This is a genomic window from Burkholderia cepacia (assembly GCF_001718835.1).
Classification (GTDB): domain Bacteria; phylum Pseudomonadota; class Gammaproteobacteria; order Burkholderiales; family Burkholderiaceae; genus Burkholderia; species Burkholderia cepacia_F.
The window spans coordinates 3,149,366-3,174,246 of sequence record NZ_CP013443.1 but is presented as its reverse complement, the minus strand read 5'-3'; the positions used below and the strand labels follow the sequence as shown (position 1 = coordinate 3,174,246).

The 24,881-nt window shown below is 68.2% G+C and carries 22 protein-coding genes, 1 pseudogene and 1 riboswitch; of the genes and pseudogenes, 10 read left to right on the top strand and 13 right to left on the bottom strand.

Translation table 11 applies throughout. The features are described 5' to 3' along the window. Positions 1-64 precede the first annotated feature (64 nt). The 3 genes from WT26_RS17850 to WT26_RS17840 all read right to left on the bottom strand — a co-directional run bounded on the left by WT26_RS17850 (position 65) and on the right by WT26_RS17840 (position 3,662). Positions 65-1,111: a PhoH family protein gene (locus WT26_RS17850; protein ID WP_059525933.1), complete on the bottom strand. Its 1,047-nt coding sequence runs from the start codon at positions 1,109-1,111 to the stop codon at positions 65-67. Between the two features lie 25 nt (positions 1,112-1,136). Further along, complete coding sequence (gene miaB / locus WT26_RS17845; protein ID WP_059525928.1) at positions 1,137-2,510, bottom strand: tRNA (N6-isopentenyl adenosine(37)-C2)-methylthiotransferase MiaB; 1,374 nt, start codon at positions 2,508-2,510, stop codon at positions 1,137-1,139. 219 nt (positions 2,511-2,729) lie between these two features. Continuing rightward, the gene (locus WT26_RS17840) at positions 2,730-3,662 is read right to left on the bottom strand and encodes a LysR family transcriptional regulator (RefSeq protein WP_069273418.1); all 933 of its coding nucleotides are present in this window, start codon (positions 3,660-3,662) and stop codon (positions 2,730-2,732) included. Positions 3,663-3,809: 147 nt separating this feature from the next. Here WT26_RS17840 and WT26_RS17835 point away from each other — a divergent pair, with 147 nt between their 5' ends. The 3 genes from WT26_RS17835 (at position 3,810) to ribB (ending at position 6,913) form a co-directional block, all read left to right on the top strand. Further along, complete coding sequence (locus WT26_RS17835; RefSeq protein ID WP_069273800.1) at positions 3,810-5,006, top strand: MFS transporter; 1,197 nt, start codon at positions 3,810-3,812, stop codon at positions 5,004-5,006. Positions 5,007-5,144: 138 nt separating this feature from the next. Then, positions 5,145-5,834, top strand: a complete 690-nt coding sequence (locus WT26_RS17830) for a helix-turn-helix domain-containing protein (RefSeq protein ID WP_069273417.1) — start codon at positions 5,145-5,147, stop codon at positions 5,832-5,834. Positions 5,835-5,935: 101 nt separating this feature from the next. Further along, a riboswitch (FMN riboswitch) is annotated at positions 5,936-6,084 on the top strand. 118 nt (positions 6,085-6,202) lie between these two features. Continuing rightward, complete coding sequence (gene ribB / locus WT26_RS17825) at positions 6,203-6,913, top strand: 3,4-dihydroxy-2-butanone-4-phosphate synthase (RefSeq protein WP_069273416.1); 711 nt, start codon at positions 6,203-6,205, stop codon at positions 6,911-6,913. A 76-nt stretch (positions 6,914-6,989) separates the two neighbouring features. On the opposite strand, the gene WT26_RS17820 is transcribed toward ribB, so the two are convergent. The 4 genes from WT26_RS17820 to glpD form a co-directional block, all read right to left on the bottom strand. Next, positions 6,990-7,676, bottom strand: a complete 687-nt coding sequence (locus WT26_RS17820; RefSeq protein ID WP_059525921.1) for an HAD family hydrolase — start codon at positions 7,674-7,676, stop codon at positions 6,990-6,992. 196 nt (positions 7,677-7,872) lie between these two features. Continuing rightward, complete coding sequence (locus WT26_RS17815) at positions 7,873-8,589, bottom strand: MIP/aquaporin family protein (RefSeq protein ID WP_069273415.1); 717 nt, start codon at positions 8,587-8,589, stop codon at positions 7,873-7,875. Between the two features lie 83 nt (positions 8,590-8,672). Further along, positions 8,673-10,175, bottom strand: a complete 1,503-nt coding sequence (gene glpK / locus WT26_RS17810) for a glycerol kinase GlpK (protein ID WP_059525905.1) — start codon at positions 10,173-10,175, stop codon at positions 8,673-8,675. A 108-nt stretch (positions 10,176-10,283) separates the two neighbouring features. Further along, on the bottom strand, positions 10,284-11,807 hold the full coding sequence (gene glpD / locus WT26_RS17805) for a glycerol-3-phosphate dehydrogenase (RefSeq protein WP_069273414.1): 1,524 nt from the start codon (positions 11,805-11,807) through the stop codon (positions 10,284-10,286). 162 nt (positions 11,808-11,969) lie between these two features. Here glpD and WT26_RS17800 point away from each other — a divergent pair, with 162 nt between their 5' ends. Beyond that, a complete protein-coding gene (locus WT26_RS17800) occupies positions 11,970-12,335 on the top strand; it encodes a hypothetical protein (protein WP_069273413.1) in 366 nt (121 codons plus the stop codon). A gap of 66 nt (positions 12,336-12,401) precedes the next feature. On the opposite strand, the gene WT26_RS17795 is transcribed toward WT26_RS17800, so the two are convergent. Together WT26_RS17795 and WT26_RS17790 are read right to left on the bottom strand one after the other, a co-directional pair. After that, a complete protein-coding gene (locus WT26_RS17795; RefSeq protein WP_069273799.1) occupies positions 12,402-12,599 on the bottom strand; it encodes a hypothetical protein in 198 nt (65 codons plus the stop codon). Positions 12,600-12,902: 303 nt separating this feature from the next. Further along, entirely contained in the window at positions 12,903-13,682 is a 780-nt protein-coding gene (locus tag WT26_RS17790) for a DeoR/GlpR family DNA-binding transcription regulator (protein ID WP_027789189.1), read from the bottom strand. Between the two features lie 219 nt (positions 13,683-13,901). Here WT26_RS17790 and WT26_RS17785 point away from each other — a divergent pair, with 219 nt between their 5' ends. The 3 genes from WT26_RS17785 (at position 13,902) to WT26_RS17775 (ending at position 17,249) form a co-directional block, all read left to right on the top strand. Next, the gene (locus WT26_RS17785) at positions 13,902-15,542 is read left to right on the top strand and encodes a gamma-glutamyltransferase family protein (protein WP_069273412.1); all 1,641 of its coding nucleotides are present in this window, start codon (positions 13,902-13,904) and stop codon (positions 15,540-15,542) included. A gap of 302 nt (positions 15,543-15,844) precedes the next feature. Further along, on the top strand, positions 15,845-16,672 hold the full coding sequence (locus WT26_RS17780; protein ID WP_011353107.1) for a ferritin-like domain-containing protein: 828 nt from the start codon (positions 15,845-15,847) through the stop codon (positions 16,670-16,672). Between the two features lie 70 nt (positions 16,673-16,742). Then, positions 16,743-17,249 (top strand): hypothetical protein, encoded by a 507-nt coding sequence (locus WT26_RS17775; RefSeq protein ID WP_059525899.1) that lies wholly within the window; start codon positions 16,743-16,745, stop codon positions 17,247-17,249. Here the strand turns inward: WT26_RS17775 and WT26_RS17770 are convergent. The 3 genes from WT26_RS17770 to WT26_RS17760 form a co-directional block, all read right to left on the bottom strand. Then, a complete protein-coding gene (locus WT26_RS17770; RefSeq protein ID WP_069273411.1) occupies positions 17,243-18,682 on the bottom strand; it encodes a DEAD/DEAH box helicase in 1,440 nt (479 codons plus the stop codon). The genes WT26_RS17775 and WT26_RS17770 overlap by 7 nt on opposite strands. 134 nt (positions 18,683-18,816) lie before the next feature. Beyond that, positions 18,817-20,115: a c-type cytochrome gene (locus tag WT26_RS17765; protein WP_059525896.1), complete on the bottom strand. Its 1,299-nt coding sequence runs from the start codon at positions 20,113-20,115 to the stop codon at positions 18,817-18,819. Positions 20,116-20,134: 19 nt separating this feature from the next. Further along, positions 20,135-20,899 carry a c-type cytochrome gene (locus tag WT26_RS17760; RefSeq protein ID WP_042975501.1) on the bottom strand — a complete coding sequence of 255 codons (765 nt, stop codon included), beginning with the start codon at positions 20,897-20,899 and terminating at the stop codon, positions 20,135-20,137. A gap of 385 nt (positions 20,900-21,284) precedes the next feature. Here WT26_RS17760 and WT26_RS17755 point away from each other — a divergent pair, with 385 nt between their 5' ends. Continuing rightward, complete coding sequence (locus WT26_RS17755) at positions 21,285-22,217, top strand: CopD family protein (RefSeq protein ID WP_069273410.1); 933 nt, start codon at positions 21,285-21,287, stop codon at positions 22,215-22,217. An 88-nt stretch (positions 22,218-22,305) separates the two neighbouring features. Here WT26_RS17755 and dgoD read toward each other — a convergent pair whose 3' ends face one another. Beyond that, positions 22,306-23,454: a galactonate dehydratase gene (gene dgoD, locus WT26_RS17750; RefSeq protein WP_021160175.1), complete on the bottom strand. Its 1,149-nt coding sequence runs from the start codon at positions 23,452-23,454 to the stop codon at positions 22,306-22,308. Positions 23,455-23,667: 213 nt separating this feature from the next. Between dgoD and WT26_RS17745 the strand changes: the two are divergent. Together WT26_RS17745 and WT26_RS17740 are read left to right on the top strand one after the other, a co-directional pair. Beyond that, positions 23,668-24,302: pseudogene (locus WT26_RS17745) on the top strand (FadR/GntR family transcriptional regulator). A 224-nt stretch (positions 24,303-24,526) separates the two neighbouring features. Next, positions 24,527-24,874: a GFA family protein gene (locus tag WT26_RS17740; protein ID WP_069273409.1), complete on the top strand. Its 348-nt coding sequence runs from the start codon at positions 24,527-24,529 to the stop codon at positions 24,872-24,874. Positions 24,875-24,881 lie beyond the last annotated feature (7 nt).

Sequence of the window (24,881 nt, the reverse complement as noted above, 5' to 3'; positions counted from 1 at the left end):
GCGCCGCGCAGGCGAAAAAAGCCCGGCGCGCCGTCTGGCGGGCCGGGCGTGACGCGCGGGCGCGTCAGCCGTCCTGGTGCTGCGCGTGGAATTCGTCGTACGCCTCGACGATGCGCGCGACGAGCGGATGGCGCACGACGTCCGCGCTCGTGAAGCGCGTGAGCGCGATGCCGCGCACGCCGCCGAGCACCTGCTGCGCCTCGACGAGGCCGCTCTTGTGGCCGCGCGGCAGGTCGACCTGGCTCGTGTCGCCGGTCACGACCGCCTTGGAGCCGAAGCCGATCCGCGTGAGGAACATCTTCATCTGCTCGGGCGTCGTGTTCTGCGCCTCGTCGAGGATGATGAACGCGTGGTTCAGCGTGCGGCCGCGCATGTACGCGAGCGGCGCGATCTCGATCATCTGGCGTTCGAACATCTTCGCCGTCTTGTCGAAACCGAGCAGGTCGTACAGCGCGTCGTACAGCGGGCGCAGGTACGGGTCGACCTTCTGCGCGAGATCGCCCGGCAGGAAGCCGAGCCGCTCGCCGGCCTCGACGGCCGGGCGCGTCAGCACGATCCGCTTGACCTGGTCGCGCTCGAGCGCGTCGACCGCGCAGGCGACCGCGAGGTAGGTCTTGCCGGTGCCGGCGGGCCCGATGCCGAACGTCACGTCGTGCGACAGGATCTGCTTCAGGTATTCGCGCTGCGCCGGCGTGCGGCCGCGCAGGTCGGCGCGCCGCGTGTAGAGCTTCGGCGCGGGTTCCTCGTCCGGCTCGCCGGCGTCGAGCTGGACGACGGGGTCGTCGAACGGATGGTCGGGGTCGCCGCGGAAGCGCACGTCGAGCGTGTCCTGGCGGCCGTTGCCGCCCGTGTGGCGCACTTCGACCAGCGCGAGCTGGATGTCGTCGACCGACAGCGCATCGCGCGCGCGGTTGTAGAAGTTCTCGAGCGCGGCGAGCGCGAGCTTGGCGCCGCGCCCGCGGATCGCGATCCGGTGGCCCCGTCGCGACAGCGTGACGTCGAGCGCCTGTTCGATCTGCCGCAGGTTCTCGTCGAGCGGGCCGCAGAGGTTGGCGAGGCGCGCATTGTCGTCGCGCGGCGCGACGAATTCCAGTGCTTGGGTCGGCTTCAAAGTGGCGTCGGGCTCCTGTGGAACGTCAGTGCGTGGCCGCGCTCGCATCGTCGCTCACGAGCACGAGCTCGCCGCGCAGCGAATGCGGGTACGCGTGGTTGATCTTCACGTCGATCATCTGGCCGATCAGGCGCGGGTGCGACGCGAGCGGCGCCGGGAAATTCACGACCCGGTTGTTCTCGGTGCGGCCGGCGAGCTCGTTCGGGTCCTTGCGCGACGGGCCCTCGACGAGGATCCGCTCGACCTTCCCGACCATCGACTGGCTGATGCGCGCGACGTTTTCCTCGATGGTCGCCTGCAGATGTTGCAGGCGTTTGAGCTTGACCTCGCGCGGCGTGTCGTCGTGCAGGTTCGCGGCCGGCGTGCCGGGGCGCGGGCTGTAGATGAACGAGAAGCTGGTGTCGTAGCGCATCTCGTGCACGAGCGCCATCATCTTGTCGAAATCCTCGTCGGTCTCGCCGGGGAAGCCGACGATCATGTCGGTCGACAGCGACAGGTCCGGGCGGATCGCGCGCAGCTTGCGGATCACCGACTTGTATTCGAGCACCGTATAGCCGCGCTTCATCGCCATCAGGATGCGGTCGGAGCCGTGCTGCACGGGCAGGTGTAGGTGGCTCACGAGCTTCGGCACCTTCGCGTAGGTGTCGATCAGGCGCTGCGTGAATTCCTTCGGGTGCGAGGTCGTGTAGCGGATCCGCTCGATGCCGGGGATGTCGGCGACGTATTCGATCAGCGTCGCGAAATCGGCGATCTCGGCGGAACCGGCCGTCAGCGCGCCCCGGTAGGCGTTCACGTTCTGGCCGAGCAGCGTGACTTCGCGCACGCCCTGGTCGGCGAGGCCGGCCACTTCGGTCAGCACGTCGTCGAGCGGACGCGACACTTCATCGCCGCGCGTATACGGCACCACGCAGTAGCTGCAGTACTTCGAGCAGCCTTCCATGATCGACACGAACGCGCTCGGCCCCTCGACGCGCGCGGGCGGCAGGTGGTCGAACTTCTCGATCTCGGGGAACGTGATGTCGACCTGCGCGCGGCCGCTCTCGCGGCGGGCGTCGATCATCTGCGGCAGGCGGTGCAGGGTCTGCGGGCCGAACACGAGGTCGACGTACGGCGCGCGCGACACGATCGACGCGCCTTCCTGGCTCGCGACGCAGCCGCCGACGCCGATCAGCAGGCCGGGCTTCGCTTCCTTCAGCTCGCGCACGCGGCCGAGGTCGGAGAACACCTTCTCCTGCGCCTTCTCGCGCACCGAGCACGTGTTGAACAGGATGATGTCCGCGTCTTCCGGGGTATCGGTCTTTTCGAGGCCTTCGGCGGCATTGAGCACGTCCACCATCTTGTCCGAGTCGTACTCGTTCATCTGGCAGCCGAAGGTCTTTACGTAAACTTTCTTGGTCATGGGGGTTCGCCGTTCGCAGTGGTTGACCTGGGGGCGTCGTCAAGAGTGAATCGGGACGGCCGGCCGCCCGCCGCGCGGCGCATGCGCCGCCGCCGGGAAGAGATCGTCGGGAAAGCTTTCCATTATAGCTTTTCGTCCCGTGCGGAACGGCCGGCAGCGCGCGAGCGCATGCGACGGCGGCGGCCGTGGGTCGGACCCCGCCGGCCGGCCGTCGGGCGCTCAGCGGCACGCGTTCAGCAGGTCGTCGTGCGCGGCTTCCTCGCGCGCGAAGCGTTCGGCGAGAAAGTCGAGCAGCACACGCACGCGCGGCGCCATGTAGCGCTTGCCGGGATAAATCGCGTGCAGCGGCGCGCTCTGGTGCCGCCAGTCGGGCAGCAGCACGCGCAGCCGCCCCGCGCGCACATCGTCCGCCACGTCCCAGATCGAGTTCAGCACGATGCCGCGGCCGCGCAGTGCCCATTCGCGGGCGAGGCCGCCGTCGTTGGTCTCGAACGCGGTGGCGAGCGGCACCGTGCAGGTCTGCGTGTCGTCGCCGCGCGTGAAGCGCCACGTGTTCATCGGCCCGGACGCGACCGTGATCACGTTGCATGGAAAGCGGGCCAGATCTTGCGGATCGCGCGGCAAGCCGTGGCGTTCGACGAACGACGGCGCCGCGCACGGCACGCGCCGGTCCGCGGCCAGCCGGCGGGCGATCAGCGCGCCGTCGGGCGGCGCGGCGAACCGGATCGCGAGGTCGATCTCGTCCTGCCACAGGTTCACCGTCGAGTCGGATGCCGTCAGCGAGAACGTCACGTCCGGGTAAAGCGCGGTGAATTCGTCGAGCCAGTCGAGCAGCCGGCGGCGGCCGAAATCGGACGTCGCCGACAGCCGCACCCGGCCGGCGACGACGTTGCGGCCGGCCTGGAGCAGCGCGTTTGCATCGTCGAGCGCCTGCAACGCCTGCCGGCAGCCGTTCAGATACAGGCGGCCCTCGTCGGTGAGCCGCAACTGCCGGGTCGAACGGTCGAACAGCCGGGTGGCGACCGCCGCCTCGAGCTTCGCGAGGCGCGCGCTCGCGGCGGCCGGCGTCAGGTTCAGCCTGCGCCCGGCGGCGGACAGGCTGCCCAGTTCGGCCGCCTCGACGAACAGCCGGATATCGCCCAGTCGGTCCATGCGATTTTCCAGAAATATTTGAAAATGGTTCAAACGCCACGCCAATTATCAAAAGTCAGCGGATTCGGGAGAATGCGCGCACATCCTGTCCTTTTGTGCAGCGCGGCACCGTTCCGGCGCCCGCGCCTGCCGCTTCCGGAGAACGTCATGCCCATTCCGTTGCTGGCGCTTGCGATCAGCGCCTTCGCCATCGGTACCACCGAGTTCATCATCATGGGCCTGCTGCCCGAAGTGGCGCGCGACCTGGCCGTGTCGCTGCCGTCGGCCGGCCTGCTGGTCACCGGCTATGCGCTCGGTGTCGCGGCCGGCGCGCCGCTGCTCGCGGTGCTGACGAGCCGCATGCCGCGCAAGGCCGCGCTGCAGTTGCTGATGGCGATCTTCATCGTCGGCAACGTGCTGTGCGCGACCGCGTCCGGTTACGCGATGCTGATGGTTGCGCGCGTCGTCACGTCGTTCGCGCACGGGTCGTTCTTCGGGATCGGCGCGGTGGTCGCCGCGTCGCTCGTGCCGGCCGACAGGCGCGCGAGCGCGATCGCGCTGATGTTTACGGGGCTCACGCTGTCGAACGTGCTCGGCGTGCCGTTCGGCACGTTCGTCGGGCAACTGCTCGGCTGGCGTGCGTCGTTCTGGATCGTCGCCGTGCTCGGCGTGCTGGCGCTCGGCGGCGTCGCCGCGCTTGTGCCGAACCGTCACGACAGCGGGCCGGCCGGCCTCGGCCACGAAGTGCGCGTGCTGAAGGAGCCGCAGGTGTGGCTCGCGCTGTTGATGACCGTGCTCGGCTTCGGCGGCGTGTTCGTCGTGTTCACGTACATCGCGCCGATTCTCGAGACCGTGTCGGGTTTCTCGCCGCGCTCGGTCGCGCTGATCCTCGTGTTGTTCGGCGCGGGGCTGACGATCGGCAACACGCTCGGCGGCAAGTTCGCCGACCGCGCGCTGATGCCGTCGCTGATCGCGATCCTCGTCGCGCTGATGGCCGTGATGGCCGTCTTCGCGAAGACGAGCCACCTGCCGGTCGCGGCCGCCGTCACCGTGTTCGTGTGGGGGATCGCCGCGTTCGCGACGGTGCCGCCGCTGCAGGCGCGCATGGTCGAGAAGGCCGCGAGCGCGCCGCATCTCGCGTCGACGCTCAACATCGGCGCGTTCAACGTCGGCAATGCAGGCGGCGCGTGGCTCGGCGGCCTTGCGCTGGAACACGGCCTCGCGCTCGATGCGCTGCCGTGGGTCGCCGTCGCGGTGACGTTCGCGGCGCTCGTCGTCACGTGGTTCGCGATGCGGCTCGACGCGCGCGGCGGCGCGATAGCGTGGAAACGGGCCACGCCGATACGCATTCCTCCGCGATGCTGATAACGGTGTGAAGATAACTTCGTTTGCCGGTGCAAGGCCGGGTGATAGCGTTTCGATACGCGCTTCGATCGATGCGCAACCCGATTCCCACCCGCTTACCCCATACGCAGGGCCGCACAGCGGCCCGGAGGCAATGCTATGTCTTCATCCCTGGCGCTCGTGCGCGACGTGTCTTCCTTCGAGTCCGGCGACGCCGCCGATGCGCGGGCGTCCGCGTCGCTCGACGTTCTCGAGCAGGTCGTCGGCGTGAACCTCGCGCGGTTGCGTGCCGAGCGGCAGTTGTCGCTCGATGCGCTCGCGCGGCTGTCCGGCGTGTCGCGCGCGATGCTCGCGCAGATCGAGTCGGCGCGCAGCGTGCCGTCGATCAAGGTGCTCTGCAAGATCGCCGCGGCGCTGAAGGTATCGGTCGCCGCCTTCCTGCGCCGCCATGCGGTGAACGGCTTCGAGCACCTGGCGGCCGAGCGCGCGTCGCGCGTCGTCAGCTCGAACGGCCGCTTCTCGGCGCGCGCGCTTTATCCGGAAGGCGAGCCGGCCGCGGCGGAATTCCACGAGCTGCGGATCGCGCCGCTGCACACGGAGCCCGGCGCACGCCGTGCGCCCGGCACGACGGTCAACCTCGTCGTCAGCGAGGGCACGCTGGAAGTCAGCGTGCACGACCGCCGCCAGTTGCTCGCGACCGGCGATGCGATCGTGTTCGACGCCGACCAGCCGTACAGCCTGCGCAACCCGGGCGACAGCGAGGCGCGCGCGTTTCGCGTGACGGTGAGCCCCGAGGTGCCGCCGCGCTGGCTCGTGCCCGATGCGGCGCGGGCGGCCGGCGCACATTAGACGGAGTCGTCAGTAAGGTTTTGGATGGAGTGCGCTGCGCCGCGCGCGCAGCTGTTGTATGCTTGGCCCGCCGCTGACGGGGTTGTCCCGTCCGGCAATCAGTGCGTCTTCAGGGCGGGGCGAAATTCCCCACCGGCGGTAGGCTGGCGCAAGCCGGCGAGCCCGCGAGCGCCCGCGCATCCGCGCGGGGTCAGCAGATCTGGTCGAATGCCAGAGCCGACGGTCACAGTCCGGATGAGAGAAGATGTGCAGATAGTCATGTCCGCCAGGGCCGCTTCGCTACAGGTGCGAAGCGGGTTGTCGTTCTGTCTGTTTGCAATGCCCTGAAACGTTTTTCGCCCAAACCGTATTTGCGAGGAGCGTTTCACATGTCCTTGATGTCCGTTTCGTCGGCACCTGCCGACGCCTTTGCCGATCTCCCGTTGCTGGATTCCGAACCGGTGCCGCCGCGCATCGCCGCCGCGCTCGATGCGATGCGCGCAGGCCGTGCGGTCGTGCTGCAGGACGACCACGACCGCGAGAACGAAGCCGACCTGATCGTTGCCGCCGAGCGCATCACGCCCGAGACGATGGCGCTGCTGATCCGCGAGTGCAGCGGCATCGTGTGCCTGTGCCTGACCGACGACACGGTGCGCGCGCTCGAGCTGCCGCCGATGGTGCAGACCAACGAGAGCCGCAACGGCACCGCGTTCACCGTCTCGATCGAGGCACGCGAAGGCGTGCATACGGGCGTATCGGCGGCCGATCGCGTGACGACGATCCGCGCGGCGATCGCCGAAGGGGCGAAGCCGCACGACATCGTGCGCCCCGGCCACGTGTTTCCGTTGCGCGCGCAGCCGGGCGGCGTGCTGGCACGCCGCGGTCACACCGAAGGCACGGTCGACCTGTCGATCCTCGCGGGCCTGAAGCCGGCCGGCGTGCTGTGCGAGCTGATGAATCCCGACGGCACGATGACGCGCGGCGACGATGTCGAGCGTTTCGCGCAACGGCACGGGCTGCCGATGCTGACGATCGCGGAACTCGTCGAGTTCCGCGAGGCGCTGGCCGCCGCGCGCGAGCGCTGCATGAGCGACGCGTAGCGCGAACGCGATCCGGCTGCGCCGAGCGGCGCGTCGGGTTTCCGGCGGCGTGCCGTCCGACGGCCGCCGCCGGGCATTACGACTGTACGTCCCCGAATTCGCCGCGCATGCCGGCTTCGACGAACGCCGGCAACTCGTCCATCCTGCGCATGATCCGCGTGATGCCCATCGCGCGCAGCGCGTCCGCGTAGTTGTCGGGGATGTGGCTCGCGCCGACGAACGCGATCGTCTTCATGCCCGCCGCACGCGCGGCATTCAGCCCGGACACGCTGTCTTCGACGACGATGCAGCGCGCCGGCGCGACGCCGAGCGTGTGTGCCGCATGCAGGTAGACGTCGGGGTAGGGCTTCGGCCGCGCCACCTGCTCGGAGCTGAATACGCGATCGCCGAAGATCTCGGTGAGCGATGCGCGCTTCAGCGAGCTGCGCACGCGCGCGAGCCGGCTGTTCGACACGACGGCCGCCGGCAGGCTCACCTGCAGCAGCGCGTCGCGCACGCCGGTGATCGGCGCGAGCGATTGCGCGAGCGCGCGCTCGATGTTGTGCTCGATCGTTTCGATGAAGTTGGCGGGCATCTCGATTCCGAAGCGGGATTCGATCCCGGCCAGGAAGCGCGACGTCTGCTGGCCGAACGCCGACTTCGCGGCGGCTTCGAAATCGATGTTCGGGAACGTGGAGGACAGCGTATCGAGCAGCACGCGGTCGGCGATGACTTCGCTGTCGACGAGCACGCCGTCGCAGTCGCAGATGAGGTGATCGAGCATGGTGGTGAAGAAGCAGGGGCGTCGGCGACGCCTGTCAGCCGCCATGATACGTGCTTTGCCGGGCGACAGCGCACCGGCGCCGGCCGATCGGCGGCCCGTGCCGACGCCGTTGTCCGGCCGCGGCAGGCGCCACAGTGAAACAGCCCGCGGCCTTGCGGCGCGCGGGCTGCGTTGCTTCGGCGATGCGGGCCGCCGGTCAGTGCGGCGCGTGCAGCGTCAGGTACAGCCCGGCTGCGAGCGAGCCGCCGATCAGCGGGCCGATCACCGGAATCCACGCGTAGCGCCAGTCGCTGTCGCGCTTGCCGGGGATCGGCAGCAGCGCGTGCATGATACGCGGCGACAGGTCGCGCGCGGGGCTCATCGCATAGCCGGTCGGGCCGCCGAGCGAAATGCCGATGCCGAGCACGAGCAGGCCGACGGGCAGCGCGTCGAGCGCGCCGAGGCCGACCTGCGGCGACGCGAGATACAGCACGCCGAGGATCAGCACGAACGTGCAGATCGCTTCGGTCAGCACGTTGTGCGTGACGCTGCGGATCGCGGGCGCCGTGCAGAACACCGCGAGCTTCAGGTCCGCATCGGCTTCCTTCGCGAAGTGCTGGCGATACGCGAGCCACACGAGCAGGGCGCCCGCCATCCCGCCGAGCATCTGCGCGAGGATGTAGCCGCCGACTTTCGACCACGCGAACTTGCCCGCGAGCGCGAGACTGATGGTGACGATCGGGTTCAGGTGCGCGCCGCTGAACGACGCGGTCACGTAGACGGCGACGAATACGGCCATCGCCCAGCCCATCACGATCACGATCAGGTCCGCGCCTTTGCCCTTGGTCTTCGCAAGCAGCACGTTTGCGACCGCGCCGTTGCCGAGCAACACGAGGATCGCGGTGCCGATGAATTCTGCAATATAAGGTGACATGGGTTGTCTCTCGTATGTCACGGCGGACTCGCGCGCGAGCGCGGTCCGCCGGTGTTGTTGTATTTCGTATGGAAGGCCGGCGATTACTGGGTATCGTCGGCCCACGCCTTCGCGGCGCGTACCGCGCGCTGCCAGCCGGCCATGCAGCGTTCGACCTGCTCCTTCGGCATCGACGGCGAGAAGCGGCGATCGAGCTGCCACTGGCTGCGCACTTCGTCGAGGTTCTTCCAGTAGCCGATCGCGAGGCCCGCGAGGTAGGCCGCGCCGAGCGCGGTCGTCTCGGTGATCTGCGGACGCACCGCGTCGACGCCGAGCAGGTCGGCCTGGAACTGCATCAGCAGGTCGTTCGCGCTCGCGCCGCCGTCGACGCGCAGCTCGCCGATGCTGATGCCCGAATCGGCTTCCATCGCGGCCAGCACGTCGAGCGACTGGTACGCGATCGCATCGAGCGCCGCCCGTGCGAGGTGCGCGGAGGTCGTGCCGCGCGTGACGCCGAACACCGAGCCACGCGCCCGCGCGTTCCAGTGCGGCGCGCCGAGGCCGGCGAACGCGGGCACCAGGTAGACGCCGTCGGTGTGCGGCACGCTCGCGGCGAGCGCTTCGATTTCAGCGGCCGACTTGATGATGCCGACGCCGTCGCGCAGCCACTGCACCACCGCGCCCGCGATGAAGATGCTGCCTTCCAGCGCGTACTGCACGTTGTCGCCGATCTGCCAGGCGATCGTCGTGACGAGGTTGTTCTTCGATTCGATCGGCTTGTCGCCGGTGTTCATCATCAGGAAGCAGCCGGTGCCGTAGGTGTTCTTCACCATGCCGGACTGCGTGCACATCTGGCCGAACAGCGCCGCCTGCTGGTCGCCGGCGATGCCCGCGAGCGGGATCTTCGACGCGAACACGGTGGTCTTCGTGTGGCCGTAGATTTCCGACGATGCCTTCACTTCCGGCAGCATGCTGCGCGGGATGTCGAGCAGTTCGAGCAGTTCGCTGTCCCACTCGCGCGTGTGGATGTTGAACAGCATCGTGCGCGACGCGTTCGTCACGTCGGTCACGTGCAGTTCGTGCTTCGTGAAGTTCCACACGAGCCAGCTGTCGACGGTGCCGAACGCGAGCTTGCCCTGCCTGGCCTTCTCGCGTGCGCCCGGCACGTTGTCGAGGATCCAGCGGATCTTGGTTCCGGAGAAGTACGAATCGATCGGCAGGCCGGTCTTCGCGCGCACCTTCGCCTCGAGGCCCTGCGCTTTCAGCGAATCGCAGAAGTCGGCCGTGCGGCGATCCTGCCAGACGATCGCGTTGTAGACGGGCTGGCCGGTCTCGCGATCCCAGACGATCGTGGTTTCGCGCTGGTTGGTGATGCCGATCGCGGCGATCGACGTGCCGTTCAGGCCCGTGCGCGTGACGGCTTCGGCGGCGACGCCGGCTTGCGTCGACCAGATTTCCTGCGGGTCGTGCTCGACCCAGCCGGGTTGCGGGTAGATCTGCTCGAATTCCTTCTGGGCGATCGATACGATATTGCCCTGGCGATCGAACAGCATCGCGCGGGAACTCGTGGTGCCCTGGTCAAGCGCGAGGATGTACTGATCCTGCATGTCTCTCATCTCCATCCGTGGATATTTGGCTTAGTTGTGATGCGCGCCGCATGTGGGGCGGCGCGTCGGTGAGTCAACGTCGGTACGGCAACTGCTACTGCATTCGGGTCAGGCCTGCGGCGCGTGCGCGGCGGCGAACCACGCGTCGACCGCGGCCGTCACCGCGTCGAGCGTGCCCGGCGCGACGTGCAGGCCGAGCTTCGAGCGGCGCCACAGCACGTCCTGCGCGCAGGTCGCCCATTCGGCGTCGCGCAGGTAGCGCAGTTCGGCGTCGTGGATGCCCGGGGCGATTTCGGCGCCGAGATCGGCGAGCGACTTCGCGCCGTCGATCACGCGCTCCGCGCGCGTGCCGTACGCACGTGCATAGCGGCGGGCGAGCGCGGCGGGCAGCCACGGGTGGCGTTTCGCGAACGCGACGGCGAACACGTCGAACTTCGCGTTCGCGATGTCGCCGCCCGGCAGCGCGACGCCGGCCGTCCAGGTCTTCGCGTCGCGGCCGAGCGCGCGGCTCAGCATGTCGCCGGCTTCTTCCGCGAGCTTGCGGAACGTCGTGATCTTGCCGCCGAACACCGACAGCAGCGGCGCACCCGCGCCTTCGTCCATTTCGAGGCGGTAGTCGCGCGTGACGGCCGATGCGTTCGCGGCGTTCTCGTCTTCCAGCAGCGGGCGCACGCCCGAGTAGGTCCAGTGCACGTCGGCCGGCGAGATCTTGCGCTTGAAGTAGCGGTTGATCGAATCGCACAGGTACTGCGTCTCGTCGCGATCGATCGCGACCTTCGCCGGATCGTTCGTGTATTCGACGTCGGTCGTGCCGATCAGCGTGAAATCGTGTTCGTACGGAATCGCGAAGATGATCCGCTTGTCCGGGTTCTGGAAGATGTACGCGTGATCGTGATCGAACAGGCGGCGCGTGACGATGTGGCTGCCTTTCACGAGCCGCACGCTGTGGTGCGCGCCGCGGCCGAGCGCGCCGTGCAGCAGTTCGCCGACCCACGGGCCGGCCGCATTCGCGATCGCGCGCGCATGCACGACGCGGATCGAACCGTCGGCGTGCTGCAGCCGCGCTTCCCATTCGTCGCCGCGGCGTTCGGCGGATACCAGCTTCGTGCGCGTCAGGATCTCGGCGCCGCGCTCCTTGGCGTCCATCGCGTTCAGCACGACGAGGCGCGCGTCGTCGACCCAGCCGTCGGAGTAGACGAAGCCGCGCTTGATCGAATCGATCAGCGGCGCGCCGGCCGCATGGCGGCGCATGTCGATGCCGCGCGAGCCGGGCAGCAGTTCGCGTTTCGCAAGGTGATCGTAGAGGAACAGGCCGATACGGATCAGCCAGGCCGGACGCAGGTTCGGCATGTGCGGCATCACGAAACGCAGCGGCCCCATGATGTGCGGCGCCGCGCGCAGCAGCGTCTCGCGCTCCTGCAGCGCCTTGCGCACGAGCCCGAACTCGTTGTACTCGAGGTAGCGCAGGCCGCCGTGAATCAGCTTCGTGCTGCACGACGACGTGTGCGACGCGAGATCGTCCTGCTCGCAGAGCAGGACCGACAGGCCGCGGCCGGCCGCATCGCGCGCGATGCCCGCGCCGTTGATGCCGCCGCCGACGACGAGCACATCGTAGCGATTCGGTTGGGTCACCTGCTGTCCTTATCGTCTGAGGGAAATGGTTGAACAGAAAATGTTCGAATTCGAAATTTAACGAACGAAATCGAAAAAGTAAAGTTCGATAAAGCGGGGCCAGTAGCGCGCCACGCGATCCCGGACGATACTGGCGGAATCGACCGTTTCGCGAGGTGAGTCATGCGTATTGGGATGTGGGCCGGCGTGTGCGCCGTCCTTCTGGCCGGGTGCGCGGGCACGCCGCCGCTCGAAGGCAGCTGGCGGGCGCCGTCGTTCGTGGCGTTGCAGGCGGCGTGCGGCGGCGCGGCGCGCGATTGGGGCGCGGACGCGCAGCCGGTCTATTCGACGCTGTACGACGCGTACGTGGCGAAACGGTATCGCGGGCTGACCGAAGCGAACTATTGTGCGTTCGTAAACGAACTTTCGACGCACTACGCGGCGCCCGACGCGACGGCGCGCGCCGGGTGGATCGCGTATTTCAACGGTGCGCGTGCGCAGGCCATCAGCTGGCGGGCGGCGGTCGACCCGACGCTGCGCGGCGGTTGAAGCGTCGCCGCCCGGCTTGGGCGAGAGGGGAGGAGAGGGGGCGGCCGGAAGCCGGCCGCGGTCAGGTCAGGAAAAGCGGTATTTGATGGATCGCAGCGCGGCGTCGCCGGTTTCGGTCACGCAGTATTTGCGCCCCGATCCGAGCCCTTCCAGGCGGACGAGCTGTTGTTCGAGCAGTGCGTCGATTTCGTCCCGATCCATCGAGGTTTGATCGGGAGCGTCCTTCACAAGCAATAGCGTGGCGAATTCATGCGGACTCAGCATCGTTCTCTCCATGGCATCCGGACTGCCCGCGCACACGGCTCGGCGGCCGGTGCGCGATACCCGGCGGGGTATGGCTTGGGGGGAAAAGCTGCATTCGCCGGCCATGTCATTCGTCCGCGCCCTGGCACAGGCGGAACGGTCGAACGGGCCGGGGAACTGGAGTCTAGTCGAGCGTGCGGGCAACCACAAATCGTGCCCCGTTAATTTTCCGTTTGACAGGCGGATGCGCGGCAAGCGGTCTTGCTGTGCCGCCAACTTCTTGATTTCACTTGAAGTTTCAGGTGCGGTGCAGCATCGCAGCCGTCACTCCGCGACGTACACCTGCGTGCCTGCGGTCGCCACCGCGTCGGCCATCTCCGGCGGCAGCGGCTTGTCGGTGAAGAGGGCGTGCACCTGGCTCAGGTGGCCCTGGCGCACCAGCGCCGGGCGGCCGACCTTCGAATGGTCGGCGACGAGGTAGACCGTGCGCGCATGCTGCATGATCGCCTCGGCCACGCGCACCTCGCGCGTGTCGAAGTCGCGCAGCGTGCCGTCGGCCTCGATCGCCGACGTGCCGATGATCGCGTAGTCGACCTTGAACTGGCGGATGAAGTCGATCGCGAGTTCGCCGACGATCCCCTTGTCCCACGGCCGCACGATGCCGCCCGTGATCAGCACCTCGCAGTCCGGGTAGCCGCTCATCATCGACGCGACGTTCAGGTTGTTCGTGATCACATGCAGCCCGTGGTGGCGGTTCAGCGCGCGCGCGACTTCCTCGGTGGTCGTGCCGAGGTTGATGAACAGCGAGGCCTGGTCGGGAATGTGCGACGCCGCGAGCGCCGCGATGCGCCGTTTCTCGTCGTGGAACATCCGCTGGCGCGCCGTGTACGACACGTTCTCCGAGCTGGTCGGCAGGCTCGCGCCGCCGTGATAGCGGCGCAGCAGGTTCAGGTCGGCGAGCCAGTTCACGTCGCGGCGGATCGTCTGCGGCGTCACCGCGAAGTGCGCGGCGAGATCGTCGACGGTCACGAAGCCGTCGCGCTGCACCCATTCGAGCAGTTCCTGCTGGCGCGCGTTGAGGGTGAGGCGGGGATCTCGGGTCATGGCTCGGTGGTCGTGTCGTGAGACGGAGCGGGTATTGTAAGGGCGGCAACGCCGTTAGGCCGGCCTGGCCGGCACGGTCGCCTGTAATTCATTCGGAAAATGCATTGATTCATGTGACAAATGAATTTGTGCGATTGCGCTGATCGCGCTGCAATGGCGGATTGCCCGCGCGCGGTGCGCGCCCGGCGCGTTCATTCAGCTTTCGACGAGGTGGAACCGATGACTGGCTTCAACTGGCACAACCCGTATCCGACGACCCGCATTCCGGTGTTCGCGCGCAACGTCGTGTCGACGTCGCACCCGCTCGCCGCGCAGGCCGGGCTGCGGATGCTGTGGAAGGGCGGCAACGCGGTCGACGCGGCGCTGGCCGCCGCGGCGGCGATCACGGTCGTCGAGCCCGTGTCGTGCGGCCTCGGCGGCGACGCGTTCGCGCTCGTATGGGACGGCGAGCGGCTGTCCGGGCTGAATGCGTCGGGCGTCGCGCCGGCCGCGTGGAACGTCGACTATTTCCGTAAGCGCCACGGCGAGGCGGCGAACGGCATCGCGCACAAGCCGACGCGCGGCTGGGACACCGTCACCGTACCGGGCGTGATCGCGGGCTGGGAAGCGCTGCATGCGAAGTTCGGTTCGCTGCCGTTCGCGGACCTGCTCGAGCCGGCGATCGAGATCGCGGAGCGCGGTTATGCGGTGCCGCCGATCGTCGCGCACAAGTGGGCGGCCGCCGTGCCCGAGCTGCAGGGGCTGCCGGGCTTCGCGGAAACCTTCATGCCGCACGGCCGCGCGCCGCTCGTCGGCGAGCGCGTGTGCCTGCCCGGTCATGCGCAGACGCTGCGCACGCTCGCGAAGGAGGGGGGCCGCGCATTCTACGAGGGCGCGCTCGCCGAGCGCATCGCCGCGTTCTCCCGCGAAGGCGGTGGCGCGCTGACCGCGGCCGACCTGCGAGCGTACCGGCCGGAATGGGTCGAGCCGATCGGCAAGCGCTTCGGCCGTCACACGATCCACGAGATTCCGCCGAACGGGCAGGGCATCGCAGCGCTGATCGCGCTCGGGATCGCCGAGCACGCGGGCGTGACGGCATGGCCGGTCGATTCGGTCGACTCGCAGCATCTGCAGATCGAGGCGATGAAGCTCGCGTTCGCGGATGTCTATCGCTACGTCGCCGATCCGCGCGCGATGGAGGTCACGCCCGAACAGATGCTCGACGACGCGTATCTCGCCGAACGCGCGAAGCTGATCGATCCCGCGCGCGCGACGCACTTCGGCGCCGGCCGGCCGCATTCGGGCGGCACGATCTACCTGTCGGCGGCCGACGAGCGCGGGATGATGGTGAGCTTCATCCAGTCGAACTACATGGGCTTCGGTTCGGGGCTCGTCGTGCCCGGCACCGGCATCGCGCTGCAGAATCGCGGGCACGGCTTCTCGATGGACCCGGCGTCGCCGAACGTTGTCGCGGGCGGCAAGCGGCCGTTCCACACGATCATCCCGGCGTTCGTCACCGAAGAGGCCGACGGCCGCACGCAAGCCGTGATGAGCTTCGGCGTGATGGGCGGCGACATGCAGCCGCAGGGGCACCTGCAGACCGTCGTGCGGATGCTCGGCTACGGGCAGCAACCGCAGGCCGCCTGCGATGCGCCGCGCTGGAAGGTCAACCGCGACTTCACGCTCGACGTCGAGTCGAGCATGGATCGTGCGACGGTCGGCGCGCTCGCGGCGCGCGGCCATACGATCAAGTCGATCGACGATCCTTACATGGATTTCGGTTCCGGGCAGTTCATCTGGCGTCTCGACCGCGACGATCGCGAGCGCGGCTACGTGGCCGCGAGCGACAGCCGGCGCGACGGCCTGGCGGCAGGTTTCTGACGGTTCGCTTCCACACGCCTGCATGCATCCTCGACGGGCGGCCGGACGGCCGCCCGTTTCGTCTGTGCGCCGCGCGTTCGAAGACCTCCTCTGACGAACCGCAACGGTCGGCGCGGAACTGCGCGTGGCCGGCATGGTCAGTGCTCTGGAGCACGAACGTCAAAGTCCGGCTAAGATGCAGGAATGGTCGGCCGGACCCATTTCTTCTAATAACTTCAAGCAATACGCCGCATCCGGGATGGCTGTCGCCCGCGCCGTGCGCGCGGGCGATTGCCGGATGGGGCGACTGGGAGCGCACCACCATGGACACCAAAACGACGCATGTGATGCCGTGGCGCATCGAGGACATCGACCTGAACCGGATCGATCGTCAGCGTGCCGCCGCGAACGAGGATCTGTTGCTGCTGCTGTGCGCGTCGTCGTTCATCGAAAGCGGCTCGGATCTCTACACGAGCAATCTGAGCCAGTTCTTCAACGACGATCCGGAAGTCTCCGCATGGCTCAACAATGCATGGGAGCACGAAGAATTGCAGCACGGGCGCGCGCTGAAGGCGTACATCGCGCACGTGTGGCCCGAGTTCGACTGGGATACCGCGTTCGCGAATTTCTTCGCCGAGTATTCGAAGACGTGCAAGGTCGAGGCATTCGAGAAGACCCGCGCGCTCGAGATGGTCGCGCGCTGCGTCGTCGAGACGGGCACGGCCACGCTCTATCGCGCGATCAACGAATGCTCGGACGAGCCCGTGCTGAAGGAAATCACCGACAACATCCGCACGGACGAGGTGCGTCATTACAAGCACTTCTTCAAGTTCTTCAAGAAATACAACCAGCTCGAGGGCAATGGCCGGCTCGCGGTGCTCGGCGCGCTGGCGCGCCGCGTGATGGAAATCAAGAACGAGGATTCCGAGATCGCGTTGCGCCACGTGTTCGCGGTCCGCTATCCGGATCGTGTCGGCGACAGCCAGTACAACCGCGAGCGCGCCGCGCGCATCAGTACGCTCGTCCGGCGCAACCTGTCGGCCGACATGTGCGTGAAGATGCTGCTCAAGCCGCTCGACCTGCCCGCGAAGATCCAGCCGGGCGTCCACTATCCGCTCACGAAGATCACGCGGCACGTGTTCCTGCGCTGATCGCCGCCTGCCGGGCGGCCTGCCGCGGGTATGCTGCGGCATCCTTCACGTTCGACGAGGCCGCTCCATCATGACCGATACCCATCGCCACGCGCTCGAACAATGGACGTTCGATGCGTGGCCGCCGGCCGTCGTCTCGCTGTTCGACGGCACGGCGCTCGAGCGTCATGCCGACTTCGCCGCGTCGCTGATCGTCGCGACCGACGACGGCCAGCTGCGCACGACGCTGCTCGGCGTCGGCGAGATCTATGCACGCGATGCGCGCACGCTGCTGCTTGCGCTCTGGCCGCAATCGCGCGCGGCGCGCGCGGTCGCGCAACGGCGCACGGCCGCGCTGACGCTCGTCGCGGACGGTGCGTTCTTTCAGGCGCAATTGACGATGGAGCCGCTCGAAGGGGACTTCGGCGGGCTGGCCGGATTCGCTGCGACGATCGCGCACGGCGATGCGCAGCGGGTCGGCTATGCGCGTCTCGCGACAGGCGTCACGTTCACGCTGGAAGGGGAGCGCGCCGCGGTGCTCGAACGCTGGCAACGCCAGGTCGAGCACCTGCGGCGCGCGGCCGCGCGGCTTCAGTGACCGCGCTGGCCGCTGCGCGACGAACGGTTGCGGTTCGGGTGCGCGGCGTTGCCGTTGGCCGCCCGCCCGCTACCGCCGCCGCTCGCCGGCCGCGGGCCGTTGCCGCCCGCGTTGCCCGGCTTCGCGGCTTTCTGCTGTGCCGCCTTGGGCTGCGACGACTTCGGCGCGCCGTCGCGTTTCGCGGCCGGCTGGCCTGAGCCGCCCGCACGCGGCTGGCGATTGCCGCCACCGCCGCCGCCACGCGGCTGCTGTTGCCCGCGGCGCTGCTGGATCGGCTCCGGCTTCGCGTTCGGATCGGGTTCGAAGCCCGCGATCACTTCCTGCGGAATCTCGCGCTTGATCAGCCGCTCGATGTCGCGCAGCAGCTGCTTTTCGTCGACGCACACGAGCGACACGGCTTCGCCGGTCGCGCCCGCGCGGCCCGTGCGGCCGATCCGGTGCACGTAGTCTTCCGGCACGTTCGGCAGGTCGAAGTTGACGACGTGCGGCAACTGGTCGATGTCGATCCCGCGCGCGGCGATATCGGTCGCGACGAGCACCTGCAGCGTGCTGTTCTTGAACTCCGCCAGCGCGCGCGTGCGGGCCGACTGGCTCTTGTTGCCGTGGATCGCCATCGCGCTGATGCCGTCCTTCGTCAGCTGCTCGGCAAGCCGGTTCGCGCCGTGCTTCGTGCGCGTGAACACGAGCACCTGGAACCAGTTGTGTTCGCGGATCAGGTGCGTGAGCAGCTCGCGCTTGCGGTCGCGGTCGACCGGGTGGATCTTCTGCGCGACGCTCTCGGCGGTCGTGTTGCGGCGTGCGACCTCGATCAGCGCGGGCGAGTCGAGCAGGTTGTCGGCGAGCGCCTTGATCTCGTCGGAGAACGTGGCCGAGAACAGCAGGTTCTGCCGTTGCGGCGGCAGCTTCGCGAGCACGCGCTTGATGTCGTGGATGAAGCCCATGTCGAGCATCCGGTCGGCTTCGTCGAGCACGAGGATGTCGAGGTCCGACAGGTCGATCGTCTTCTGCTGCATGTGATCGAGCAGGCGGCCCGGCGTCGCGACGACGATGTCGACACCGCGCTTGAGCGCGTCGATCTGCGGATTGATGCTGACGCCGCCGAACATCACGGTCGAGCGCAGCTTCAGGTACTTGCTGTAGGCACGGACGCTTTCCTCGACCTGGGCGGCGAGTTCGCGCGTCGGCGTGAGGATCAGCGCGCGTACCGCGCGCTTCGCGCCGCGATGCTCGGCGTAGAACGTGTGCAGGCGTTGCAGGATCGGCAGCGTGAAGCCTGCCGTCTTGCCGGTGCCCGTCTGCGCGCCGGCGAGCAAGTCGCCGCCGCCGAGGACGGCAGGGATCGCCTGCTGCTGGATCGGGGTCGGCGACGTGTAGCCGAGCTCGTTGACCGCCTTGACCAGCGGTTCGGCCAGGCCGAGAGATTCGAAAGACATAGATACCACTCTTCAGTTTTATGATCGGCGACGTCTCGCGCGGCCCGCGCGGGAGGTGACATCGCAAAATGCAAAATGCAAAAGGGCGCGGCCGCGGTTTCCCGCAGCCGCGCCCCGTGTGTGTCAGCCGCTTCTTAGTCGAGCGGCGCGGAACGCAGGTCGCTCACCTGTTGCGGCGAGATCGGCGTGCCGTTGTTGCCCCACGACATCCGGATATACGTGACGACCGCCGCAACTTCCTGGTTCGACAGCGACTGTGCGAACGGCGGCATCCCGTACGGACGCGGATTCTTGAACGTGCTCGGCGGATAGCCACCGTTCAGCACCATGCGGATCGGGTTGACCGCCGATTCCATCATGATCGAGTGGTTGCCCGCGAGCGGCGGATAGGCCGGCGGCTTGCCCGCGCCGGTTTCGGCGTGGCAGGTCGCGCAGTTGTCCGCGTAGATCTTCTTGCCCTGGTCGAACAGCGCGTTGCCGAACTGCTTCGACGGCTCGTACTGCATGTTCTTCGGCGCTTCAGCCTTCTGCGGGATCGACTTCAGGTACGTCGACATCGCGCGCGTATCTTCGTCGCTCATGTACTGCAGGCTGTTGTGCACGACGTCGGCCATCGGGCCGAACACCGCGCCCTTGTTCGACACGCCGGCTTGCAGCAGGTCGGACAGCTCCTGCACGTGCCAGTCGCCGAGGCCGAGTTCCTTGTCGTTCGTCAGCGACGGCGCATACCAGTTCTGCAGCGGGATCAGGCCGCCAGCGAAGGCTGCCGAGCTCACCGGGCCGCCCATCATGTTGATCGACGTGTGGCACATCGAGCAATGGCCGAGACCTTCGACGAGGTACGCACCGCGGTTCCATTCGACCGACTTGGTCGGATCCGGCTTGTACTCGCCTTCCTTGAAGAACAGCGTGCGCCAGCCGATCAGCAGGTTGCGGTTGTTGAACGGGAACTTCAGTTCATGCGGACGGCTCGGCACCGACACCGGCGCGACCGAGCGCAGGTACGCGTAGATCGCGTCGGAATCCGCGCGCGTGACCTTCGTGTAGCTCGCGAACGGGAAGCCCGGGTAGAGCAGGCTGCCGTCCTTCGAACGACCGGTGTGCATCGCGCGGTAGAAGTCGTCGGACGTCCACTTGCCGATGCCGTCCTTGTCGTCCGGCGTGATGTTCGGCGTGTACATCGTGCCGAACGGCGTTGCCATCGGCAGGCCGCCCGCGAACGACTTGCCGCCGCGCACGGTGTGGCACGCGATACAGTCGCCGACGCGCGCGAGGTACTCGCCTTTCTTGATCAGCGCGGCCTGGTCGGCCGGCGTGGCCGCGACGGCGGCAGCGCCGTGCAGCGTGTCGTTGCCCGGCCACAGGACCGGCACGAGGGCGGCGGCCGCGACGATCGCGACAGCCGAGAGTGCAAACAGGGACTTGCGTTTCATTGTGTCTGTCTCCCTTGCCTTATTGCGGTTCGCTGCCGCAGGCGAGCGGAGTCTTCATCGAACGCGCCGGAGCCGGCACGGGGTTGGCGGGCGCCGGTTGCGCGGCGAGCCATGCGGTCACGGCCGTCACGTCTTCGTCGGAAAGCTTCGAAGCGACTTCATGCATGCAATCGGGTGCCTTCGCGTGGCGGTTGCCCGAGCGCCATGCACCGATCTGCGCGCTCAGGTAGTCGGCGTGCAGGCCGACCAGGCCCGGGATCGCCGGCTGCATGCCGGTGAGCGTCGCGCCGTGGCAGGCCACGCAGGCCGGCAGCTTGCGGGACGGGTCGCCTTGCGTGACGAGCTGCTTGCCGCGCGCGAGCGTCGCGGCCGGCAGCGTCGGCTTCGCCGGCGCCGGATACGGCGGGCGTTCGGCCGAGAAGTGCTCGGCCATCTCGCGCAGGTAATCGTCGTTCAGGTAGGTCAGCAGGTAGTTCATCGGCGGGTACTTGCGCCGGCCGTCACGGAAGTTGACGAGCTGGTTGTACAGGTACTCGGCCGGCTTGCCGGCAAGACGCGGGAAGTAGTCGTTGTCCGTGCCCTGGCCATGGACGCCATGGCAGGCCGTACAGCCGCGCACGCGCTCGGCCATGGTATCGGGTGCCTTGAGCGGCGCCTGCTGGGCGTGCGCTTGCTCCGTGGGCTTGGTCTGCGCTTGGGCAGCGCTCATAAGGCCCGCGCCGCCGAACATCAGAACGGCGAGCAGCGGACGGAAGAGGCGTCTTGAAGACACACGAGACTCCATGTTTATTCGACGGGGACCTGTCCGGGCTACGATCGGCTCGGCGCATGACGGCAAGGCAGCCGGGCTGCTGCGACGCGGCATTCTATCATCGATGGGTAATGACGGCTATTTGGCAAAAGGACATCGGTTCCTGTCCGTTTGCGACTTGCGACAATTTGACGCGTATCGTAAATGGCCGTCGTGAACCGGCGTGCGTTTTCACCATCGAAGACCGTACACTCGCGGGTCGCGCGGCGCCGCCTCCGCCGCAGGTCCAGTCATTTCTCACGTTTCCGGATTCATCGATGACGTTTTCTACCGTGCCGCTGCCTGATTTTCATTACTCGTCCTGTTGGCGCGCCGCAGGCCTGCCGTTGGACGCCGGTCGCCGTGGAGGGTGTGCGCGATGAGGATCGACAGCTTGTGGATCGGTCAGGTCGCGCTCGCGGCGCTGATGGACGCCGCGTTCGCGATGGCGGTCGGCTCGGCGCTGCTCAAGGCATGGCTCGGCAAGGACGGTGCGCGTCCGGTCGTCGCGCCGTCCCATCCCGCGTGGCTGCGCGCGCAACATTCGCTGGTTGCGGCGGCGCTCGCGCTGGTGCTCGCGGATCTCGGCTGGCTCGTCTACGAGGCCGCGACGATGAGCGGCGCGGGGCTCGGCGGCGCGTTCGCCGCGATTCCCGTGATGCTGACGCAGACCCATACGGGCTTCGCATGGAGCGTCGCGTTCGCCGGCGCGGTAGTGCTCGCGATCGTCGCGCTGGCGAAGCCGGAAGGCCCGGCCGCGCACGCGGTGCTGTGGCTCGCGGTGATCGTGGTCGCGGCCGGCAAGGCCTCGCTCGGCCATGCGGCCGACACGGGCGCGCTGTCCGCGGCGGTCGGCGTGCAGACGCTGCACCTGCTCGCGACGGCCGTGTGGGGCGGCCTCGTGCTCGCGGGCGGGCTCGCGGTGCTGCCGGCGCTCGGTTCGTCGGTCGCGCGCGGCGCGCTGATCCGCATCGGCCAGCACCTGTCGCGCACGTCGATCGTCGCGGTCGTGTTCGTGCTCGGCACCGGCGCGCTCAATGCGATCCGCGGGCTCGGCGGGTCGCTTGCGCCGCTCGACGGCAGCACGTGGGGGCGCGTGTTGCTGCTGAAGCTGCTGCTCGTCGCGCTCGCGCTCGTGCTCGGCGGCCTGAACCGCCTCTCGGCGCTGCCGCGCCTGCGCCGCACCGCGTCGACCGAGGATGCGCACACGTTCCGCAACATCCTGCATCTCGAGGCGCTGACGATGATCGGCGTGTTCGTCGCGGCGGCCGTGCTGGCCGCGAGCGTGCCGGGCTTCGCCGCGCTCGGCTAGCGCCGGCGCCGCCGCCGCGTCGAAGCGGCGGTCCGCCGGGCCGGCGCGCGCCGGCTGCCGGCGGGAACGGGCGCGGCGCGCCGCCCCGTCACCACTCGGCGACGCTGCCGTCCGCGTGGCGCCATACCGGGTTGCGCCAGCGATGGCCGGTCTTCGCCATCTCGCGCACCTTCTCCTCGTTCACGTCGATGCCGAGCCCCGGGCCCTGCGGGATCGCGACGAAACCGTCCTCGTAACGGAACACCTCGGGGTTGCGCAGGTAGTCGAGCAGGTCGTTGCCCTGGTTGTAGTGGATGCCGAGGCTCTGCTCCTGGATGAACGCGTTGTAGCTGACCGCGTCGAGCTGCAGGCACGCCGCGAGCGCGATCGGCCCGAGCGGGCAGTGCAGTGCGAGCGCGACGTCGTAGCTCTCCGCGAGCGTCGCGATCTTGCGGCACTCGGTGATGCCGCCCGCGTGCGACGCGTCGGGCTGGATGATGTCGACGTAGCCGCCCGCGAGGATGTGCTTGAAGTCCCAGCGCGAGTAGAGGCGCTCGCCCAGCGCGATCGGCGTGTTGGTCTGGTTGACGATGTCGCGCAGCGCCTCGGCGTTCTCCGACAGCACCGGCTCCTCGATGAACATCAGCTTGTACGGGTCGAGCTCCTTCGCGAGCACCTTCGCCATCGGCTTGTGCACGCGGCCGTGGAAGTCGACGCCGATCCCGACGTGCGGGCCGACCGCGTCGCGCACGGCCGCGACGTTCGCGATCACCTGCTCGACCTTGTCGTAGGTGTCGACGATCTGCAGCTCCTCGGAGCCGTTCATCTTCACGGCCTTGAAGCCGCGCTCGACCACCGCGCGCGCATTGTTCGCGACGTCGCTCGGCCGGTCGCCGCCGATCCACGAATACACCTTGATGCGATCGCGCACCTGGCCGCCGAGCAGCGCATGCACCGGCACGCCGTGATGCTTGCCCTTGATGTCCCACAGCGCCTGGTCGACGCCCGCGATCGCGCTCATCATGATCGGGCCGCCGCGATAGAAGCCCGCGCGGTACATCACCTGCCAGTGATCCTCGATCAGCAGCGGGTCGCGGCCGACGAGGTAGTCGGCGAGTTCCTGCACGGCGGCCTCGACCGTGTGCGCGCGGCCCTCGACGACGGGTTCGCCCCAGCCGACGATGCCCTCGTCGGTTTCGATCTTGAGGAACAGCCAGCGCGGCGGGACGACGAAGGTTTCGAGGCGGGTGATTTTCACGATGCGGGTCTCCAGGGTTGACCGGCGCGGACAGTCGGGCACCGTGCGCGGTCGCGTGCTTTCGCGGTTATCCTAGCGCAGACCGATAAAAAATAGTATTAATAGCACTATTGTGCAGATAGTGGGCAGCCGGCCGCCCGGGTACCGGCCTAACGGAGAACGATCATTCGACGCGACCTGCATGGACAGACGGCCTACCGGCTTGCCACGGCGATCCTGCGCGGCGACTACCCGCCCGGGTCGCTGCTGCCGAGGGAGCCCGACCTGATGGAGATGTACGGCGTGAGTCGCACGGTGATGCGCGAGGCGCTGCGCACGCTCACGTCGAAGGGGCTCGTCGAGTCGCGGCCGAAGATCGGCACGCGCGTGCGGCCGCGCGGCGTATGGAACCTGCTCGACGCCGACCTGCTCGACTGGTACGCGCGCGTTGCGCCGCCGCTCGTTTTTTCGCGCTGAAGCTGCAGGAGATGCGCGAGATGGTCGAGCCGTACGCGGCCGCGCTCGCCGCGCGCATGCATACGCCGGAAACGTTCGACGCGATCGACGGCGCGGCGCGCGCGATGGCCGCCGCGCGCAATGTCGACGAATGGGTACGCGCCGACCTGCGCTTTCACCTGAGCGTGCTCGAGGCCGGCGGCAACGAGCTGCTGGTGCCGCTCGGCACGCTGATCGATCGCACGCTCGAGGCGCAACTGCGCCTGAACGCGCGCCGTGCGGACGTGTACAACGCGTCGCTCGCCGAGCATCTGGCCGTGTGCGACGCGATCCGCGTGCGCGACGAGGACGGTGCGCGCCGCGCGATGGCGGCGCTGCTCGCGGTGACGCGCGCGCGGATCGAGTCGAGCTGATCGGGCAGCCCGAACGCGCGGACTGAACGGGCGGCAGGTCCTTGTCGCAGCATTCGCAGCCGGGGCGCATTTCGAGCATGACGGTTCTCCTTGGTGATAGTGAGTGCTGGATGGGCGTCGGCCGTTGCGGGTGCGCCGGCGGAAGGCTACTGTAAGTGCATCGATGCAGTTTGACCAACGCCCGCCGATGCGGCATCGCAGCGAGCGGGCCACAGGAGACGACCATGCTTTATCGCGGAAGCTGTCATTGCGGAGACGTGAAGTTCGAGGCGGAAGGCGACCTGCAGGGCGTGATGGCATGCAACTGCTCGATCTGCCAGCGCAAGGGCGCGCTGATGTGGTTCGTGCCGCGCGCGAGCCTGTACCTGCTGACGCCGGAAGAGAATCTGGCCAGCTACATGTTCAACAAGCACGTGATCAAGCACCGCTTCTGCAAGCGCTGCGGGATTCACACGTTCGGCGAGGGCGTCCACCCGAACGGCACCGCGATGGCCGCGATCAACGTGCGCTGCCTCGAAGGTGTCGATCTCGACGCGCTGCCGGTCACGCACTACGACGGCCGCTCGCACTGACGGCGCG

Excerpts from the sequence above, each read along its gene's own strand:
- WT26_RS17785 (WP_069273412.1), top strand. The coding sequence starts at position 13,902 with ATGACTGGCTTCAACTGGCACAACCCGTATCCGACGACCCGCATTCCG.
- WT26_RS17820 (WP_059525921.1), bottom strand. The coding sequence starts at position 7,676 with ATGCTCGATCACCTCATCTGCGACTGCGACGGCGTGCTCGTCGACAGC.
- WT26_RS17835 (WP_069273800.1), top strand. The coding sequence starts at position 3,810 with ATGCCCATTCCGTTGCTGGCGCTTGCGATCAGCGCCTTCGCCATCGGT.
- glpK (WP_059525905.1), bottom strand. The coding sequence starts at position 10,175 with ATGCAGGATCAGTACATCCTCGCGCTTGACCAGGGCACCACGAGTTCC.
- miaB (WP_059525928.1), bottom strand. The coding sequence starts at position 2,510 with ATGACCAAGAAAGTTTACGTAAAGACCTTCGGCTGCCAGATGAACGAG.
- WT26_RS17755 (WP_069273410.1), top strand. The coding sequence starts at position 21,285 with ATGAGGATCGACAGCTTGTGGATCGGTCAGGTCGCGCTCGCGGCGCTG.
- WT26_RS17790 (WP_027789189.1), bottom strand. The coding sequence starts at position 13,682 with ATGACCCGAGATCCCCGCCTCACCCTCAACGCGCGCCAGCAGGAACTG.
- WT26_RS17840 (WP_069273418.1), bottom strand. The coding sequence starts at position 3,662 with ATGGACCGACTGGGCGATATCCGGCTGTTCGTCGAGGCGGCCGAACTG.
- WT26_RS17740 (WP_069273409.1), top strand. The coding sequence starts at position 24,527 with ATGCTTTATCGCGGAAGCTGTCATTGCGGAGACGTGAAGTTCGAGGCG.
- WT26_RS17765 (WP_059525896.1), bottom strand. The coding sequence starts at position 20,115 with ATGAAACGCAAGTCCCTGTTTGCACTCTCGGCTGTCGCGATCGTCGCG.
- ribB (WP_069273416.1), top strand. The coding sequence starts at position 6,203 with ATGTCCTTGATGTCCGTTTCGTCGGCACCTGCCGACGCCTTTGCCGAT.
- WT26_RS17770 (WP_069273411.1), bottom strand. The coding sequence starts at position 18,682 with ATGTCTTTCGAATCTCTCGGCCTGGCCGAACCGCTGGTCAAGGCGGTC.
- WT26_RS17815 (WP_069273415.1), bottom strand. The coding sequence starts at position 8,589 with ATGTCACCTTATATTGCAGAATTCATCGGCACCGCGATCCTCGTGTTG.
- WT26_RS17760 (WP_042975501.1), bottom strand. The coding sequence starts at position 20,899 with ATGGAGTCTCGTGTGTCTTCAAGACGCCTCTTCCGTCCGCTGCTCGCC.
- WT26_RS17775 (WP_059525899.1), top strand. The coding sequence starts at position 16,743 with ATGACCGATACCCATCGCCACGCGCTCGAACAATGGACGTTCGATGCG.
- WT26_RS17780 (WP_011353107.1), top strand. The coding sequence starts at position 15,845 with ATGGACACCAAAACGACGCATGTGATGCCGTGGCGCATCGAGGACATC.
- WT26_RS17830 (WP_069273417.1), top strand. The coding sequence starts at position 5,145 with ATGTCTTCATCCCTGGCGCTCGTGCGCGACGTGTCTTCCTTCGAGTCC.
- WT26_RS17800 (WP_069273413.1), top strand. The coding sequence starts at position 11,970 with ATGCGTATTGGGATGTGGGCCGGCGTGTGCGCCGTCCTTCTGGCCGGG.
- WT26_RS17795 (WP_069273799.1), bottom strand. The coding sequence starts at position 12,599 with ATGCTGAGTCCGCATGAATTCGCCACGCTATTGCTTGTGAAGGACGCT.